Consider the following 18,110-nt stretch of genomic DNA (forward strand, 5'->3'; position numbering starts at 1 on the left):
GCCCTGTCCACGAAAACTATTATATGTTTTCGTAGTTTTATTACAAGCTTTTTTTGTATTTATTTTGATTAAGGCTTTTTAATGTAATTAAATTACACAAACCATCAAAAATATTGGCGACCTGCATCACATAAAAACAGGAATAATCCTGTAACCACCTAATAAATAAGATATTACAGAATTATTTCCATTTGTTACATTATTTCGTTAACGATTGATCAGATATTGATACAAACTAACCAAGGGGCTGGCAGTGGGTTTACCGTAGAGCGGATCGCCCTCTGTGGCACTGCCCGCAATATCTAAGTGTGTGTAAGCTAAAGGAATAGCGGCATTAACACTGTGTTCAAACAGACCTGACGCCTTAAGTAGAAAGGCTGCAGGATATTGATGCCCGCGGGCAGTTACTGAAGACGGCGCATTGTTTGAAGATAAAATATCAGCCGCCCCAGACACTTCGCGGATCTTGGCAAAATCCTCACGGCGTAATGTGGAAACCTCAAAGGGTTCGCCCCAGTGGCTCGCTTGTGACGCAAGTGTCTGCGCGCACAGTGCACCACTGGCGACCGCATTTTCAACCGCCGCGGGATAATTACCGTAGCAGCGCACCACATGTCCCGTGAGCGTCGCAACCGAAAACAGCTCAGGCTTAACAGCCGTTACCGCTTTAATACGCAGATGACTGAGCAAATCAGCCAGCACTAAACGACCTTCAGCGTCGGTATTACCAATGCGTACCCGCACGCCCGCATGGCTGGTGATAATTTCATCGGTGACAAACGCTTCGCTGCCAATGCTATTACGCACTAAACCCAGTTCGGCAATCACCCGGATCCCTTTAGGCTTAAGCATAGACAAGGTTTTAAATAACCCAGCCACAGCAGCGGCGCCGCCTTTATCGCGGCTCATGCCGGCCATTGCGCCGCCGACTTTCAGATCGGCGCCGCCAGTATCGTAGACCACACCTTTGCCAGCAAATAAGAAGGTACGGGTGATTTCGCCCTCGGGCAAATACTCGAGTTTCACCACCCGCGGTTGATGCCGCCCAACAGCAAAGGAAGAACGCGCCACCGCACTTAATAGTGGATAATCTCGCTCGAGGATATCCCGATCTTCAACTACTGCTGTTTTGATCACACTGCCTTTAAAGGCTTGCAAACAGTATTCGGCAAAGGCCTTCGCCGACATACGCTCAGGTTCAGTGCCACATAAATCCCGCGCTAATACGCGGCCTGCTTCTAATGCGTTGAGCAATTGACTCTTTTCAGATGATAACGACAATAAACCTATCGCTTCAAAGGCCGGCGTTAAGCCTGTCGCCTCACGTAACTCTAAGGTTTGCCATAATTCTTGACCACAGGCCAACGCCGCGACTTCGGTCGCAAAACCAAACTTAGGGGTTGCTGAAGGAACAACATAAAGCAGCGGACGCTTAGCCCCCGCGTCTTTGGCGATAGCAATCGCGGCTCTTGCCGCATCGCCATAAATACGCACATCGGCATAATCATCAGTCACTTGAGTGACGGGCGCAATGATTAAACGGCCACCGGCTAAACCCGGTGCAAATAGTAACGTCGGGCTCTTACCAACCCGCTTATCGACCTTAGCACCGTGCTCAGCCAACAAACTGATCTCATCAATTCCGATAGAAACGAGATCCGGTGTGACCACCACAACCGCATCCCAACCTTCGCCATCAAAAATGGCATTTTCTGCTTGTACATCAATAAAGTTAACTTGAAACATGACCCATCCTTTTTCATTATTGTGCCAGCATTATTCCCGCTATAACGCTTAATTACCAATCAAAAAATCGCTTTGCCACTATCGAAAATACAGAGGGTGGCAACTTTCGCTGCCACAAACGCACACGGAGTTATCGAGATGATTAATCGCCCGAGCAGAATGTGTTAGGATTAGCCAAAATTTGCCCCATACCCACAAGACCTGATGAGGGACCTTCTGTGACAGCGTTAAGTCAGTTATACCCACAGCCTTTATGGCAATGGTTCGAACAAATCTGTGCGATTCCCCACCCTTCCAAATATGAACAAGCACTCAGCCAACACATCCAAGCCTGGGCTAAGAGCAAACAACTCGATGTAGTAGAAGATGCCGTCGGTAATTTAATCATTCGCAAACCCGCAACGGCTGGAATGGAAGATCGCAAAATCGTCGTGATCCAAGCTCACATCGATATGGTGCCGCAAAAGAATGCCGACAAAGTGCATGACTTTATCAAAGATCCTATCGAAGCCTATGTTGACGGTGACTGGGTAAAAGCCAAAGGCACAACCTTAGGCGCCGACAATGGCATTGGTATGGCATCGGCCTTAGCGATTTTAGGCTCAGATGACATCAAACACGGTCCACTCGAAGTACTGCTCACCATTGACGAAGAAGCCGGTATGACAGGCGCCTTTGGACTACAAGCAGGTATGCTCGATGCTGAAATTTTGATCAATACAGACTCAGAGCAAGAAGGTGAGATCTACATGGGCTGCGCTGGCGGCGTCGATGCTCAGATCACTTTGCCTATGGTATGGCAAGCGTCGGAGCAAAGTTATGCATCATTTAGCCTGCATTTATCGGGCTTAAAAGGTGGTCACTCTGGGGTAAACATCCATTTGGGTCGTGGCAACGCCAACAAGATTTTGGCGCGCTTCCTGTTCGAAAATGCCGATGAGTTAGCCCTAGAGTTAACCCAATTTACCGGTGGTTCACTGCGTAATGCTATCCCACGCGAAGCCAATATCAGCTTTATGTTACCTGCTGAAAATGTCGATGCACTGAATGAAAAAGTCCGGGCTTTTGAAGCCTTAGTCCGCGCCGAACTGGCCATTGCCGACCCAGATATGCGCTTAGTATTGAGCGAAATCCCAACGCCAAAACGCGTGATGAGCGAAAACAGCCAAAATACCCTTATCGACTTATTGCATGTTTGCCCTAACGGGGTAATGCGCATGAGTGATGAAGTAACTGGCGTAACCGAAACCTCACTCAACGTTGGTGTGATCAGCACTAACGATGAAGAAGTCAGCATTCTTTGCTTAATTCGCTCGCTCATCGATTCTGGCCGTAGCCAAGTTGAAGGCATGCTTACTGCGTTAACCAACTTAGCGGGTGCAGATATTGAACTTAGCGGCGCTTACCCGGGTTGGAAGCCAGACAACACTTCGCCGGTGATGGCAATTGTGCGTGAAACCTATGAGTCAATCTACAACAAAGAACCCGTTATCATGGTGATCCACGCTGGCCTTGAATGTGGTCTGTTTAAAAAGCCCTATCCAGAAATGGACATGGTGTCGATTGGCCCGACCATCCGTTATCCGCACGGCCCGGATGAAATGGTCAATATCACCACCGTAGGTCAGTACTGGGATCTACTATTAGCCGTGCTAGAGCGCATTCCTGCTAAGGCCTAAGTAAACTCTCCTCAGACTCAACCGCGCATAGTATGCGCGGTTTTTTTATTGTTTTTTCAGATAGAAATAAGGTGTTAATTCCCATCAACAATTTTGATTCTCTACTATAGTTGTTTAGCAACCCCATAAAACTAGTGGCATTTAGCTACATCTTTATAAACTTGCTAGCTTAAGGAAAGAGATCATGAAACTAGGAAAAATTGTTTCTGCCGCCCTATTAGTTTTCATCAGTCACATGAGTTTTGCCGAAGAAGTGCCGCAAGAAGTCATAGATTTAACAAACACCTTAATGCCATTAGGAAGAGAGCCTGTACTTGTTACAGCAGTAAAAGCACAAAATGCTCAGGGAAAAAGTTTAGATTCCATCAAAGAACTCGACCAAAAGTGGATAGCCACTGAAGGTATCGATCCCTTTATGTCATCATTGATGAGTAATGATGCAGCCAAATTCTTAACAACCTTCGAAGCAAGTAAGCCTTATTACCAAGAAATTTTCCTAATGGATAATCAAGGGGCTAACGTCGCTATGACAGCTAAAACCTCTGACTATTGGCAGGGTGATGAAGATAAGTGGCAAAAATCCTTCGCAAATGGAAAAGGGGACAAACATATTGGCCCCGTTAAATTTGATACCAGCTCACAAGCCTATTTAGTGCAAATATCTATCCCTGTTATGGATGGTGACACTGCCATTGGCGCAATAACGATAGGGATTAACCTTGATGAATTTGGCAAGTAAGTACTAACGGCAACATTGATTTTAATACGCTACTCATCCTAGCTGATCTCAAGGAAATCATATATGCGTTGGTATAAGGATCTATCAATAAACCAAAAACTTATCTACCCGAGTCTACTACTTGCTGGGGTCGTTATTTTTGCATCTTTCACAGGGATTGTGGGCCTAAAAGCACTAAAACAAAGTGCAGATAAACTGGCATTAGAATATTTACCTAGTCAATCCCTGCTGCTACAAGCGGATAAAGAGTTATACCAAGCGCAAGTGGCAGAAAGAAGTCTAATGTTTGTTAATGTTGGAACAGACTCCTACAACCAACTTTTGAAGCAACACAACCAAAGTATTGAGCTAGTCAACCAACACTTAACACATTTTGCCAAGGTAACAACAAGCCAGCAGGCTCTAAATCAACTCACAGAGTTAACCCAAACCTTTAATGAATGGCAAAAAATAACCAATGAAATTAGTAATCAACGCACTAACAATGGCCGAAATGGTCGCACCACAGCAATAGATTTAAGCTTTGGTCAAGGTGCAACCCTCTTTGATAAGCTCCATGTACAAATCAGTCATTTGACCGATGAGCTAAATAGCCATACAAAGGGTGCCGTAGAACAAGTTGAAGCTGATGCCCTAGAAGGACAAAAACTACAACTTGTCGCCCTTGCAATCAGCATTATTATTTGCGCCATCTATGTCATAGCATTACCTAAATTAATTAGTCGGCCACTCGCTGTTTTATTGGCGAAAATTCATGATATTACCGATGGTGATGGAGACTTAAGAGCAAGGATTAACTTAACCTCCAAGGATGAGCTTGGAGACTTAGCCCGTGCCTTTAATCATTTCCTGGACAATCTGCATAGTATTATTTCGCAGTTTAAAGACTCGACCGCCAGGCTTACGCTATCAGCACAAGGGCTTGCCCACGCCAGCGAAATGGCCAAGCAAACCTTAAGGACACAGGAAGAAACGACTCGGAAAGTGGCTGATGCAAGCGACCATATCGCAGCCTCTGTGCAAGAGGTTTCAAGCAGCGCTAACCATGCAGCAGAGGCGGCTAAACAGGCTGACAACTATACCGCCACAGGCCAAGAAAAAGTACAAAACACCATAGCTGTTATCCGACAACTCGCCCAAGATGTTAGCCAAGCAGAAAACCAAATTAACAAGCTAGAGCTCGAAGGGCAGCACATAGGAAAAGTACTTGAAGTGATTCAAGCTATCGCCGAACAAACCAATTTACTTGCCCTAAATGCTGCTATTGAAGCCGCTCGTGCAGGAGAACAAGGCCGAGGTTTTGCCGTCGTGGCCGATGAAGTGCGCTCTCTCGCCTCCAAAACCCATCAATCAACGGAGGAAATAAAACTGATGATAGCGAATGTCCAAAATGGCACTCAAAGTGCCGTTGCAGCTATCAATATAGGTAATCAAAAAGCGATTGCTAGTGTGGAAGCCGCCAGCAATGCTGGAGAAGCTTTGGCTCATATTGCGGAAATGGTGAGCGAAATCAGCGAAATGAATAATCAAATCGCGCTTGCCGCGAAAGCACAGTCAATAATGGAAAACGAAAGCCATCACAATATTCAGCATATTGCAGAGCAATCAGAAGAGAGTCGACATACAACAGACGAAATCCATGCTGCAAGTATCCAACTTTCAACCATGGCGAATGAACTAACAGCCTTAGTCAGCCGCTTTAAGTTATAGCGATTGATAACGTGTAAGGGATGAGATTGATTAAATTGATAACGCGAGTTGGGTTTGCAATGGATCAACCTTCGCAATCGGTGATTTATCAGTAAGTCCCACAGCCACGCCGAGTAGCCGAATCCCCCTCCCTTCTTGCCTTGTCATTGCCTGGGATAATAATTCGTAAAACATCATCACAGACACATCATTACTGCGATGTTCAATGGTTGTTTGTTTAAAGTCACTGAATTTAAGCTTCACCACCTGCTTATGGATTTGTCGATCCTTGGCACTACGACTTAGGCGAGTTGATAACTCTTGTATTAATCCAGACATCACTTGCTGGCACTGCTCGAGGGTATAAATATCCTGCGCCAACGTAGTTTCAACGCCGACAGATTTACGCTCGCGACTCACTGATAACCCACGCTCATCAATCCCATGGGATCTTTCAATTAATACGGCACCAAATTTGCCAAAACGAGTAATAAGGTCTTGTTTTGGATAAGTTTGTATATCTCCGCAAGTATTTAACCCCAAAGAGGAAAGTTTTTCTGCGGTGACTTTCCCCACACCGGGGATCTTGCGTAGGGATAAGGTTTTAATGAACTCAGGAACCTTGTCGGGCGAAATAACATACAAACCATTAGGTTTATTTAAGTCAGAGGCCACCTTGGCGAGGAATTTAACAGGAGCAACGCCAGCCGAAGCAGTAAGCCCTGTTTCGGCCAAAATATCATGGCGAATCGCTTCAGCAATCAGAGTTGCAGAGCCCTTAAACAGCTTGCAATCGCTAACATCTAAGTAGGCTTCATCGAGGGAGAGGGGTTCAATCAATTCAGTGTATCGAGAGAAGATTGCGCGAATTTGTTGCGATACATCCTTATAGACCTGCATTCGACCGGGGACAAGAATTAAGTCTGGGCACAGTTTAAGCGCATAAGCTGTTGCCATAGCAGAGCGCACACCAAATCGGCGCGCTTCGTAATTACAGGTGCTGATAACCCCTCGCCGCTCACGGCTCCCACCAACGGCCAGCGGTTTACCACGGTATTCGGGAAAGTCTCGCATTTCCACCGCAGCAAAGTAGCAATCCATATCAACATGAATGATTTTTCGCACTAAAGGTTCCTCCAACACCCAAAATACTGTATATAAAAACAGTAATCAAGTATCTAGGACATATTTACGCAGTCGCGAAGTTCATCTATCGACTCAAGCATCCTTATCCAAGCATAACATTCCCAAAAAAACCAAAGGAGTGCTAAGGCTCCTTTGGTTTTAAAACAACAGCGTTTAAATTTTAAATTGACCAATATTACGTGTCAGTTCTCGAGTTGCTTGCTCAAATCCTTGTAGACTTTGGGAGAGATCTTGGCTCGACAATAGGGATTGATCGGATAAACCACGCACGCTCACCACGTTTTGCGCCACTTCATCGGCAACCACTGCCTGCTGGCCTATCGCCACGGTAATTTCCACCGTTTGCTGCTGGATAGACGTAATCGCACTGGCAATGTCACTGAGGGCTTGTTCGACTTGCGTGGTTAAGTCTTGCCCTACTCTTGCCTGCTCAACCCCTGATTCCATCACTTGTTCAGCCTGAAGCGCACTCTGTTGCAAGGTTTGGATAATGCCTTGAATATTGGCGGTAGAATCTTGGGTACGCAAAGCCAGCGTGCGCACTTCGTCAGCAACAACGGCGAAGCCTCGGCCTTGATCACCCGCTCGCGCCGCCTCAATGGCCGCATTAAGCGCCAGCAAGTTAGTTTGGTCGGCAATATTGCGGATCACGCTCAAGACTTCACCAATTTGCTCTGAGCTGCTTCGTAACCGCTTAATCACATTAGCCGCTTCGATGACTTGAACCGATAATGCCTTCATCCCTTCGGTCGCACGGGACACGATTTGCGTACCGCCAAGGGCCTGAGTCTGTGCCTTTTCGGCAAAATCATTTGCGCGTTGAGCACTTATCGCCATTTCTTGGCTCGTCTGCGCCATTTGAGTTGCTGCCGTGGCGACAGAATCGATTTGTTGTTTTTGCGATGATACCGACGAGACAGCTAAATCACACACTTGGCGCGCATCCATCACTCCAGTGCCGACCTCTTGGGTTAAGCTACGGGTATGCAGCAACATTTGCTGAACCTTTTCAGCAAAACGATTGAAAGCATCACCCAGTTTACCTAGCTCATCTTCCCGTTCCATTAAAATGCGTTGGGATAAGTCACTGTCACCCTCGGCAATGTCTTCCATCGCATCGAGTAACTTGCTGAGCTGGCGTCTAAAAGGCAATAACATCAGCCAGACAGTAATGCCGACCAAAAGCATAATCCCCAAGGCAACAAAACAAGCATTCCAAAAGGCTTTGGTAACAGGCGCTTCAATTACTTCATGGGGCAACATAAAGGCTAAGTGCCATTTCTGCTTAGGATAATCACCGCCTACAGTCACAAAGGTCACTCGCTGTGATACGCCATTAAAACTGACCTCGGCAAACCCCTGAGGCTCGCGCTGCATTTGTTGCATTAATGCTGTAAAACCGGAGGTATCTTTAAATTGGCTATCAACCTGATTAGCAAGTGAGCCCGGCGGGAATTTATCCGAGAATCCAGGGAAATACACAAGCTTACCTTCATCCGTCATCAGGAAGGCTTGGCCATAGTTGCGGTATTTAATCGGTGCTAACAGGTTTTTACCAATGGTATCGATCAGAATATCCATACCACCAATGCCAATAAGTTCGCCATTAGCACTATAGACTGGGGTTTTAACCGTTGCAGAAATAGAACCATCGTTGGCATCGACCGCAGGATCGCCCACAAACAAGCTACGCTGGTCAATCGCCTCCTGCCACCAAGGACGCTTATTAGTGTAATAATCAGGATCGCCATCGAAGCGTCCATTAAGATCAAAATACTCAAAGGTGTTTGCCGAACCAAAGAATACTGATTTCACATCGCTATCACGGTCGGAAAACGAGCGAAAATAACGAATAATATCTTGATATTGCTGATCCTGCGCCAGATTACTGCCCCGGGCATGATACTGACTAAACCAGTTGATAAGCCTAGGCTCGGCAAATACCGAGTGGATTACTTGCCCCTTGGCAACAAAGTAACCACCAATCTCATTCGCCTTGAGAGCTACAAGTGCCGAAATGTCGGCATCCACCTGCTTACGTGTATTATTACTTTCTTTATTCACGAGCAAAGCAGCAACTAAAGTAAGCAGTACAGCGAGGGCACCGACGATAGTTACCACTAACTGCAAACTTAGAGAACGTTTTATATATCTCATTCATCTTCCCGTCTGGTTAACCAACCACTTAACATAAAAGCCTGCAAAAACAGCTTCACACGGTAACAATTTTTACCCGCCAACAACAGCCAAAATGATGAGAAAAAACGTAAACAAGTATTTGTAAAGAATAGATATTAATGAAATAACAGGAATCGCTAAACAATCCACCTCAAACAGAACATCTCATTACTACAGCTAATTTTTACAGAGTGTTAGACTAAATACTCAAAATCCCAAAACAAAGGCCAGTCATAAAATGACTGGCCTTTATGCTTGAGCCGCGCAATCGGATATTGTTACATCTTAGTTTGCAGATAATTCGCTAAACCAATGCGGTCAATTAAACCGAGCTGCTTCTCAAGCCAATACATATGGTCAGACTCAGTATCGTCGAGTAACACTTCCAAGATCTCACGGGTTTGATAATCTTTTTTCTGCTCACACAACGCGATGACTTTGCGTAAATCATCGGCAACTTTATATTCATAGGCAAGATCGTTACGCAGCATCTCTTCGACAGTCGAGCCAATATTGAGCGCTTCCCTTGCAGCCACATTGGGCACACCTTCGAGGAATAAGATACGCTGCACCAGTTTTGCGGCATGGGCTTTCTCATCATCCGACTCATGGGCAATACGCTCATAAAGTTCGTTGAGTCCCCAATCTTCGTACATATGAGCATGGACAAAATACTGATCCATCGCCGATAACTCCCCTGTTAGGAGTCGATTTAACGCATCGATGACGTCTTTATCACCTTTCATATTCTGCTCCTATGACTCACTAATTTGCGATTGTAGGTAATTTTGAATACCCGTTAAGCCAATTAATTCTTGCTGCGATTCAAGCCAATCTAAATGCTCTTCTTCATCTTCAAGGATATCTTCCAGCAGATCACGGCTGACATAATCTTGCTCAGCTTCGCATAACGTAATGGCATCCCGCAGCAATGTAAGTTGCTCTTGTACCATGGCTAAATCGCAATCGAGCATCTCTTGGGCATGCTCACCAATACGAAGCTTTTCAAGCTGTTGCAGATTGGGTAATCCCTCCAAAAATAACACTCGCTCGATAAGCTTATCGGCGTGTTTCATGTCTTGGATGGATTTCTTGTATTCGACGTGATTAAGCTTCTCCAGCCCCCAATGTTTAAACATTCTAGCGTGGAGAAAATATTGGTTAATGGCCGTTAACTCACAGGTAAGCACCCGATTGAGTTGTCCCACCACTTTTGGATGACCTTTCATAAGTTACGATCCTTGATATGAGTGAAAGATTGATCTAAATCAAGCTTCTAGCCTAGTACAGTTTTCAAGCTAACTCAAATTTTCTTTATTTTTCACAAACTTAAGGATAAAAAGCATTCTCATTATCGCTTAGATTAGCCTGCTATCCTCCTCATAAATCAAGGATTAATTTTAACGATGCTAAATTTGAGGCAAAAAAATAGCCTCCAGAGGAGGCTATTTTAGTTGAAGCGGATAATTAAATGATCCGGTCTTTGGTTAACTTCGCTCGGCGCGCTTCTTCAGCGGCCATACGACGCTTACGCTTGTCGCAGGGATCATCACAATCGCAGGCTTTTTCAATCCCTAATACACCTAAACCGCCACAGCTTCCTTCAACGGCTTTGCGCTTGATGAGATAACCTATCGACATAAGCAAAAAGAACAGTAATAAAATCACAAATGCCGCGATAAAAGTGCTCATGTTAACTCCAACTACTTAAGGAAAGGCTTGAAGGCGTCACTGTAGTAGACTTTAAATCCTTCGCCTTGCTTTTCTATTAGCATTATCGCCAAGTGTTCTTTCTTGGCAAGCTCCAATGACGCTTCTGTGCCTAAAACCATCATCGCCGTCGCAAAACCATCGGCCGTCATACATTCTTTATGCAAAACGGTCACAGATGCTAACTTATGATTGATAGGCAAACCGGTACGCGGATCGATTATATGGGTAAAACGTTGACCTTCTTCCTCATAATAATTGCGGTAATCCCCAGACGTCGCCATGGCCATAGTGCCCGGTTCAATCACCTGCTGTACCGCCATGCCCTCATCGGTCGGCTTCTCTATGGCGACACGCCACGAACTGCCATCGCCTTTGGTGCCTTTAATGCTCAGCTCGCCACCAATTTCAACTAAGTAACCCGTTGCGTGATATTTATCTAAAATAGTAGCCACTTTATCCACGCCAAAGCCCTTGGCGATAGATGACAAATCCACGTACAAATGGGCGTTATGCTTGCTTAAGCGATTGCCTTCGATAGAAAGCTCACTGATACCCGTTTTAGCCTTAGCTGCATCAATCTCGGCTTGAGTCGGCACTTTGGTTGGGCGCTTATCGGGGCCAAATCCCCATAAGTTCACCAGCGGCCCTAAGGTAATGTCTAAGGCTTTGTCTGTCACGTGATACAAACGCATGCCTTCTTTAACCACTTTGACAGTATCCGGCGACACTTCGACACTTTGCTCAAGCGGTAACTGGTTGAAACGGGACAATTCTGAATTAGGTCGATAGGTCGACATCTGGTTATTGACTTGCTCTAGGGCTAGGTCAATTTCGGCCTGCAATAGCTGGGCCGTGGGCATTTGCTCATTAGGAACCACTTTAATGTGGTAAGTCGTGCCCATTGTGCTACCCGCGAGGGAGATAACCTCATCCTGTTTGCTACAGGCTGAAATAAAAAAGGCTAGACCTACAAGGACCAGCCAGTTCACTGAATGCTTCAACACTGAGGTTTTTAACACAGGGGTTTTTAACGCTAGGGTTTTAAACATAGTGACTAACAACTCTTTTGGATGCCCTTTAATGCAAAAGTTGCAGATGAGAGCTTTACTCCACATCTGCAACTCTTCTCACCTTGGGCTAATTCACATTAGCCGCCGAAGTCATCCAATAGGATGTTTTCGTCTTCGACACCAAGATTTTTCAACATACCGATCACGGCCGCGTTCATCATTGGAGGTCCACACATGTAGAACTCACAATCTTCTGGCGCTTCATGGTCTTTCAGGTAGTTTTCATACAATACGTTATGGATGAAACCTGTGTAACCATCCCAGTTATCCTCAGGTTGAGGATCGGACAGGGCCACATGCCATACGAAGTTGTCGTTTTCAGCCGCTAAGCCGTCAAAGTCTTCTACGTAGAACATTTCACGCTTAGAACGTGCACCGTACCAGAAGCTCATCTTACGCTTAGACTTCAGACGCTTCAGTTGGTCGAAAATGTGTGAACGCATTGGTGCCATACCCGCACCACCACCGATAAACACCATTTCTGCATTGGTATCTTTCGCGAAGAATTCACCGAATGGACCAGAAATAGTCACTTTATCGCCAGCCTTTAGGCTCCAAATGTAAGATGACATCTTACCACATGGTAAGCTCAAGTTACGTGGAGGTGGCGTTGCGATACGCACGTTTAACATGATGATGCCGAACTCTTCTGGGTAGTTAGCCATTGAGTAAGCACGGATCGTTTCTTCGTCAACTTTAGATTCAAGATTGAAGAAACCAAAGTGCTCCCAGTCACCACGGTATTTTGCTGGTACGTCGAAATCAGCATATTTAACATGGTGTGCAGGCGCTTCGATCTGGATGTAACCACCCGCACGGAACGGAACAGATTCACCATCAGGAATTTGCAGCTTCAGTTCTTTAATGAAGGTCGCCTTGTTATCGTTAGAGATAACAGTACATTCCCACTTCTTGATACCGAAGATTTCTTCGTCAAGCTCGATTTCCATGTCGTTCTTAACGTTCACCTGGCAAGACAGACGACAACCTTTACGGGCGTCACCCTTGCTGATGTGGTCCAATTCTGTTGGCAGAATATCACCGCCGCCAGACTTAACCACTACGCGACATTGGCCACAAGAACCACCGCCACCACAGGCACTCGATACGAAGATACCGTTGTTCGCCAGCACGCCTAACAGCTTGCCACCAGCACCGGTTGTAATCGCTTTTTCAGGATCGTCGTTGATGCCGATCGTGATGTCACCGCTAGACACTAGCTTAGATTTAGCAAATAAAATCACTAACACTAAGACTAGGACGATAGCAGTAAACATACTCACACCGAGGTAAACCTCAAGCGGAGTAGATTTAAAAATACCAAGAATATCCATTAACTTATCCTTAGAAGGTCCAATTCAAGAAGCCGTTTGGTGTCTCTTACAGAGACACACCAGAAAACGACATGAAACCTAAGGCCATTAAACCAGCGGTGATAAAGGTAATACCTAAACCACGCAGGCCATTGGGCACATCGGCATACTTCAGCTTCTCACGGATACCGGCCATCAATACGATAGCTAATGCCCAACCTACTCCAGAGCCGAAACCAAACACCACACTTTCGCCCAGTTTGTAGTCACGCTCAACCATGAATGATACCGCACCGAAAATCGCACAGTTCACAGTGATCAGAGGTAAAAAGATACCTAACGCGTTGTACAAAGGAGGAAAGTACTTATCCAGTGCCATTTCCAGAATTTGAACTAAAGCCGCAATCACACCGATAAAGGTAATGAATTTCAAGAAGCTTAAGTCAGCTTCAGGTGCACCAGCCCAAGCCAGTGCGCCAGGCGCTAACAGCCCTTGGTAAATAACTTGGTTAGCAGGAACAGAGATAGTTAACACTACAACTACCGCAATCCCTAGGCCCATCGCGGTAGTCACTTTCTTTGATACCGCTAAGAAAGTACACATACCTAAGAAGAAGGCCAGTGCCATGTTTTCAATGAAAACAGAGCGAATTAACAGGCTAATATAATGTTCCATCTCAATTACCCTTTTGCTTCAACTTGCTCTGGCTTATAGGTACGAATAATCCAAATCAGCATACCGATTAGGAAGAACGCACTTGGCGGCAGTAATAGCAAACCATTTGGTTGATACCAACCACCATCAGAGATCTTGTGCAGGATTTCAACACCGAACAGAGAACCGTTACCAAACAGTTCACGCACGAAGCCAACGGCTAACAGAATCGCACCGTAACCTAAACCGTTACCGATACCATCCATAAAGCTCATCATTGGTGGTGTTTTCATCGCATAGGCTTCAGCGCGTCCCATTACGATACAGTTCGTAATGATAAGACCCACGAATACTGATAACTGCTTAGAAATCTGATAAGCATAAGCCTGCAGCAATTGGTCAACCACAATTACCAGAGAGGCAATAATGGTCATCTGCACAATAATGCGTACGCTGCTAGGAATATGATTACGGATCATTGAGATAAACAGGTTCGAAAACGCTGTTACCGCAGTTAATGCCAACGCCATTACCAGCGCAGTTTCGAGCTTGCTCGTTACCGCTAACGCACTACATACACCAAGGACTTGTAATGCAATCGGGTTGTTGTTGACGATAGGTCCAGTCAGAACCTGTTTCAGTTCTTTAGCGTCAGACATTAGCTGAGACCTCCATTGCGTGCTTTTTCAATGAAACTCGCAAAACCTTCTTTACCTAACCAGAACGTCAGAGAGTGTTGAACACCGTTACTGGTCAGAGTCGCGCCGGATAATGCATCTACACCGTATTCAGTGCTAGCAACAGCGGGGTTTTTGGTTACGCTGATCGCAATATTACCTTGCGCATCAAATAACTTTTTACCATGCCATTTCGCTTTCCACTGAGCGTTTTGGACTTCACCACCCAGACCAGGGGTTTCGCCTTGCTCGTAGTAAACTAAGCTTTGAATCGTGTTCAGATCAGCATCTAACGCGAGGAAAGCATACATAGTCGACCACAGGCCATAACCATGGATAGGCAGGATCACACTGGTTAGCTTACCTTGATCGTCGCGAACCAGATAAACCACTGCATCTTCTGAAACACGCTTAACTGAAGCGATATCGTTTTCAGGTACAAATGAGGTTTTCACATCGCGAGACGCTTTGCGTTGATCAAATGTATTGGCGTCAACACCTTCAACCCAATCACCGGTTTTTAAGTTAACTAACTTAGCTTCGATATGCTTACCGTAAGTTTCCAAAATTTGCGCTTTGGTCACTTTACCGGCTTTAGTGTCAATCAGACCCGCAGCTTCCAGAATGTACTTTTGCTTATCAAGCAGTTTGTTTTCTGCTTGAGTTGGGCGCAGTAATACTGCCGCAGTCGACACAAATATCGCACAAATTAGACATAAGCCAACGACGATAAATAGCGTTCTTCCGAACGAATCTCTATTACTAGCCACGAGCAATCCTCCGCTTGATATTTGCCTGAACCACGAAGTGGTCGAACAATGGCGCGAACAAGTTAGCAAACAGAATCGCTAACATCATGCCTTCTGGGAACGCAGGGTTAATCACGCGGATAAACACAGCCATTGCACCAATCAAGATACCGTATGCCCATTTAGCTTGGTTAGTGAATGACGCAGACACTGGGTCAGTCGCCATAAACATCATGCCAAATGCAAAACCACCTAACACTAAGTGCCAGTACCAAGGCATTGCAAACATTGGGTTAGTGTCGCTACCCACAACGTTAAGCAGCGTAGAAATGGCAATCATACCCAGCATTACACCACCCACGATGCGCCATGATGCGATACGGGTATAGATGATGACCAAACCACCTAAAAGAATCGCTAGCGTAGACACTTCACCAACAGAACCTGGAATGAAACCGAAGAACGCATCCCACCAGTTTTGGTTGAAGGCATAATCCAAATTGCCCGCAGCAGCTTGACTCAGTGCAGTCGCACCAGAGTAACCGTCAGCCACAACCCATGTAGTGTCACCAGACATGTTCAATGGGTAAGCGAAGAACAGGAATGCACGACCGGCCAGCGCTGGGTTTAAGAAGTTACGCCCTGTACCACCGAACACTTCCTTAGCCACAACCACACCGAAGGTGATACCTAGTGCCACCATCCATAATGGAATAGTTGCTGGCAAAGTTAAGGCGAACAGGATAGAGGTAACGAAGAAACCCTCGTTAACTTCATGACCGCGGATAGAGGCAAACAACACTTCCCAAATACCACCGACAGCAAACGTCACCGCGTAGATAGGTAGGAAGAAACAGGCGCCATACCACATTAATGCAGGCCAACCAGAGTTTGCTGTCAGTTCAGTACCGAACATGCCAAACAAGCTCACTTGCCATACATCTGGGGTCGCAAAACCGGCAATTAATGCGAGTTGTGCTTGTAAACCTACGTTGTACATACCGACGAACATCGCGGGAAATGCACAGGCCCAAACCGTAATCATCATACGTTTTAGGTCAAGGTTATCGCGAACATGGGTTTTTCCCTTGTTCACTTTACCTGGCGTATAAAAAATGGTGTATGCCGCTTCGAAGAGGGCATAAAACTTTTCGTATTTACCGCCTTTCTCGAAGTCGGGTTCAATACGTTCGAAAAAATCTTTCAAGCTCATTAGCCTTCCCTCTCGATCGTATCTAAACAGTCACGCAGATATGAACCGTAGTCATATTTGCCTGGACATACGAACGTACACAGTGCGAGATCTTCTTCATCTAACTCTAACGCGCCTAGGGTAGCCGCACCGTCAAAGTCACCCGAAATCAGGTCACGCAGTAACATTGTAGGAAGAATATCCAGAGGCATTACACGCTCAAAGTTACCGATTGGCACCATTGCACGGTCCGAGCCACCAGTGCTCGTTGTCATATTGAACAAACGAGAAGAGCTTAAGTGACCAAGGAATGCGCGAGTGATAGAGAACTTGTTGGCGCCAGGCAATACCCAACCCAAAAATTCTTTTTCAGTACCTTCTTCAAGCAGACTGACCTGCATATGGTAACGGCCTAAATATCCTTGAGGACCAACTGCAGTACGGCCATTCAGCACAGAGCCTGAAATGAAACGCACGTTACCATCTAAGGTTTCGCCAGCAGTCAACTCAGTCATGCTTGCACCTAAAACAGTGCGAACCAAACGTGGCTTAGCTGCTTTAGGACCGGCAATTGCAACCACACGTTCGGTATTCAGTTGACCCGTCGTAAATAGCTGACCAATGGCTATTACATCTTGGTAACCGACATGCCAAACAGTACGTTTTGCAGAAGCTGGAAGTAGGAAATGGATATGAGTACCAACAAGACCTGCTGGGTGAACACCGGCAAATTCTTCAACTTGGGCATTAGCAGCAGGAATATCGGCGCCAGGCGCTTTGCAAAGGTAAACTTTACCTTCGGTAAGTCTTGCTAAGACTTTAAGACCATTAGCAAAATCTTCTTTATGCTCGCGGATCACCACTACGGGATCGGCAGCATGGGGTTGCGTATCAATGGCGGTTACAAATATACCCGCAGCAGAAGAATCTACGGCTGGTACTTTGCTGAAAGGACGAGTACGCAATGCAGTCCATAAACCTGACTCAATCAGGTTGTCACGGACCAGTTGCGAGTCAAGCGTATCAAGAGCAGTGGCGTCATACTTAGCAAAGGAAACGCTTTCGTTACCTTCCACTTGAATAACAACAGACTGCAGCACACGCTGGGCGCCCCGGTTAATGTCTAATATAGTACCACTGGCTAAAGCCGTATATTTTACGCCAGGATTTTTCTTATCTTCGAAAATCACCTGACCTTTTTGTACTTTATCGCCCACTTTGATCTTCATCGTTGGACGTAAGCCAATATACTCTTCACCCAAAGTAGCTACATGTTTAATGGCTGGGCCATTATGGATAACTTGCTCTGGTCCGCCTGCTATAGGCAGTTCCAATCCTTTCTTAATTGTAATCATATCCACAAGCACTACGTTTTGAAGGAAAGACAATGCGCCGCGTTCCTGCTAAATACGTAGGTTTTAAACAAAACCTACTGCATTGAGCTAGCGCAGATTTATCACAGAAATGCGATCGCAATCACGCTGGTCGCGCGCATTTTACCCCAATTGCCGTGCCATCGCCACGAAAATTATAGGTGTTTTCAAACCTAAAATAAGGATTTAAA

At 45.7% G+C, this 18,110-nt stretch carries 16 protein-coding genes; 3 read left to right on the forward strand and 13 right to left on the reverse strand.

From position 1 onward, the window contains the following. Positions 1-207: 207 nt before the first annotated feature. Positions 208-1,746, reverse strand: a complete 1,539-nt coding sequence (locus JM642_RS15600; protein ID WP_203432109.1) for a leucyl aminopeptidase family protein — start codon at positions 1,744-1,746, stop codon at positions 208-210. 218 nt (positions 1,747-1,964) lie between these two features. On the opposite strand from JM642_RS15600, the gene JM642_RS15605 reads away from it, so the two are divergent. The 3 genes from JM642_RS15605 (at position 1,965) to JM642_RS15615 (ending at position 5,874) form a co-directional block, all read left to right on the forward strand. After that, entirely contained in the window at positions 1,965-3,425 is a 1,461-nt protein-coding gene (locus tag JM642_RS15605; protein WP_203432110.1) for an aminoacyl-histidine dipeptidase, read from the forward strand. Between the two features lie 184 nt (positions 3,426-3,609). After that, positions 3,610-4,164 carry a cache domain-containing protein gene (locus tag JM642_RS15610; RefSeq protein WP_047533938.1) on the forward strand — a complete coding sequence of 185 codons (555 nt, stop codon included), beginning with the start codon at positions 3,610-3,612 and terminating at the stop codon, positions 4,162-4,164. A gap of 63 nt (positions 4,165-4,227) precedes the next feature. Further along, complete coding sequence (locus tag JM642_RS15615) at positions 4,228-5,874, forward strand: methyl-accepting chemotaxis protein (protein WP_203432111.1); 1,647 nt, start codon at positions 4,228-4,230, stop codon at positions 5,872-5,874. A gap of 30 nt (positions 5,875-5,904) precedes the next feature. Here the strand turns inward: JM642_RS15615 and dinB are convergent, their stop codons facing one another. From dinB to JM642_RS15675, 12 genes are all read right to left on the reverse strand, one after another. Further along, a complete protein-coding gene (gene dinB, locus JM642_RS15620; protein ID WP_203432112.1) occupies positions 5,905-6,978 on the reverse strand; it encodes a DNA polymerase IV in 1,074 nt (357 codons plus the stop codon). Between the two features lie 174 nt (positions 6,979-7,152). Continuing rightward, the gene (locus JM642_RS15625; RefSeq protein ID WP_203432113.1) at positions 7,153-9,156 is read right to left on the reverse strand and encodes a methyl-accepting chemotaxis protein; all 2,004 of its coding nucleotides are present in this window, start codon (positions 9,154-9,156) and stop codon (positions 7,153-7,155) included. Between the two features lie 299 nt (positions 9,157-9,455). Next, a complete protein-coding gene (bfr, locus tag JM642_RS15630; RefSeq protein WP_047533927.1) occupies positions 9,456-9,923 on the reverse strand; it encodes a bacterioferritin in 468 nt (155 codons plus the stop codon). Between the two features lie 9 nt (positions 9,924-9,932). Further along, on the reverse strand, positions 9,933-10,406 hold the full coding sequence (gene bfr, locus JM642_RS15635; protein WP_172589313.1) for a bacterioferritin: 474 nt from the start codon (positions 10,404-10,406) through the stop codon (positions 9,933-9,935). A 238-nt stretch (positions 10,407-10,644) separates the two neighbouring features. Beyond that, the gene (nqrM, locus tag JM642_RS15640; protein WP_011071354.1) at positions 10,645-10,869 is read right to left on the reverse strand and encodes a (Na+)-NQR maturation NqrM; all 225 of its coding nucleotides are present in this window, start codon (positions 10,867-10,869) and stop codon (positions 10,645-10,647) included. Between the two features lie 11 nt (positions 10,870-10,880). After that, complete coding sequence (locus JM642_RS15645) at positions 10,881-11,939, reverse strand: FAD:protein FMN transferase (protein ID WP_037415060.1); 1,059 nt, start codon at positions 11,937-11,939, stop codon at positions 10,881-10,883. Positions 11,940-12,037: 98 nt separating this feature from the next. After that, positions 12,038-13,294: an NADH:ubiquinone reductase (Na(+)-transporting) subunit F gene (nqrF, locus tag JM642_RS15650; protein ID WP_037427058.1), complete on the reverse strand. Its 1,257-nt coding sequence runs from the start codon at positions 13,292-13,294 to the stop codon at positions 12,038-12,040. 46 nt (positions 13,295-13,340) lie between these two features. Next, a complete protein-coding gene (nqrE, locus tag JM642_RS15655; protein ID WP_006080469.1) occupies positions 13,341-13,949 on the reverse strand; it encodes an NADH:ubiquinone reductase (Na(+)-transporting) subunit E in 609 nt (202 codons plus the stop codon). Positions 13,950-13,954: 5 nt separating this feature from the next. Continuing rightward, the gene (locus tag JM642_RS15660) at positions 13,955-14,587 is read right to left on the reverse strand and encodes an NADH:ubiquinone reductase (Na(+)-transporting) subunit D (protein ID WP_037415013.1); all 633 of its coding nucleotides are present in this window, start codon (positions 14,585-14,587) and stop codon (positions 13,955-13,957) included. Next, a complete protein-coding gene (locus tag JM642_RS15665) occupies positions 14,587-15,375 on the reverse strand; it encodes a Na(+)-translocating NADH-quinone reductase subunit C (protein WP_037415022.1) in 789 nt (262 codons plus the stop codon). The genes JM642_RS15660 and JM642_RS15665 overlap by 1 nt, the downstream gene beginning before the upstream one ends. Then, entirely contained in the window at positions 15,368-16,567 is a 1,200-nt protein-coding gene (locus JM642_RS15670; RefSeq protein WP_037415023.1) for an NADH:ubiquinone reductase (Na(+)-transporting) subunit B, read from the reverse strand. The genes JM642_RS15665 and JM642_RS15670 overlap by 8 nt, the downstream gene beginning before the upstream one ends. After that, complete coding sequence (locus JM642_RS15675) at positions 16,567-17,901, reverse strand: Na(+)-translocating NADH-quinone reductase subunit A (protein WP_037415063.1); 1,335 nt, start codon at positions 17,899-17,901, stop codon at positions 16,567-16,569. Before JM642_RS15675 ends, JM642_RS15670 begins: the two co-directional genes overlap by 1 nt. Positions 17,902-18,110: the final 209 nt, after the last annotated feature.

This window comes from Shewanella sp. LZH-2 (assembly GCF_016859145.1).
Classification (GTDB): Bacteria; Pseudomonadota; Gammaproteobacteria; order Enterobacterales; family Shewanellaceae; genus Shewanella; species Shewanella xiamenensis.

Coding starts and splice junctions, on each gene's coding strand:
- JM642_RS15675 (WP_037415063.1), bottom strand. CDS start 17,901: ATGATTACAATTAAGAAAGGATTGGAACTGCCTATAGCAGGCGGACCA.
- JM642_RS15615 (WP_203432111.1), top strand. CDS start 4,228: ATGCGTTGGTATAAGGATCTATCAATAAACCAAAAACTTATCTACCCG.
- nqrE (WP_006080469.1), bottom strand. CDS start 13,949: ATGGAACATTATATTAGCCTGTTAATTCGCTCTGTTTTCATTGAAAAC.
- bfr (WP_047533927.1), bottom strand. CDS start 9,923: ATGAAAGGTGATAAAGACGTCATCGATGCGTTAAATCGACTCCTAACA.
- JM642_RS15645 (WP_037415060.1), bottom strand. CDS start 11,939: ATGTTTAAAACCCTAGCGTTAAAAACCCCTGTGTTAAAAACCTCAGTG.
- JM642_RS15625 (WP_203432113.1), bottom strand. CDS start 9,156: ATGAGATATATAAAACGTTCTCTAAGTTTGCAGTTAGTGGTAACTATC.
- JM642_RS15670 (WP_037415023.1), bottom strand. CDS start 16,567: ATGAGCTTGAAAGATTTTTTCGAACGTATTGAACCCGACTTCGAGAAA.
- nqrF (WP_037427058.1), bottom strand. CDS start 13,294: ATGGATATTCTTGGTATTTTTAAATCTACTCCGCTTGAGGTTTACCTC.
- nqrM (WP_011071354.1), bottom strand. CDS start 10,869: ATGAGCACTTTTATCGCGGCATTTGTGATTTTATTACTGTTCTTTTTG.
- JM642_RS15660 (WP_037415013.1), bottom strand. CDS start 14,587: ATGTCTGACGCTAAAGAACTGAAACAGGTTCTGACTGGACCTATCGTC.
- JM642_RS15610 (WP_047533938.1), top strand. CDS start 3,610: ATGAAACTAGGAAAAATTGTTTCTGCCGCCCTATTAGTTTTCATCAGT.
- bfr (WP_172589313.1), bottom strand. CDS start 10,406: ATGAAAGGTCATCCAAAAGTGGTGGGACAACTCAATCGGGTGCTTACC.
- JM642_RS15600 (WP_203432109.1), bottom strand. CDS start 1,746: ATGTTTCAAGTTAACTTTATTGATGTACAAGCAGAAAATGCCATTTTT.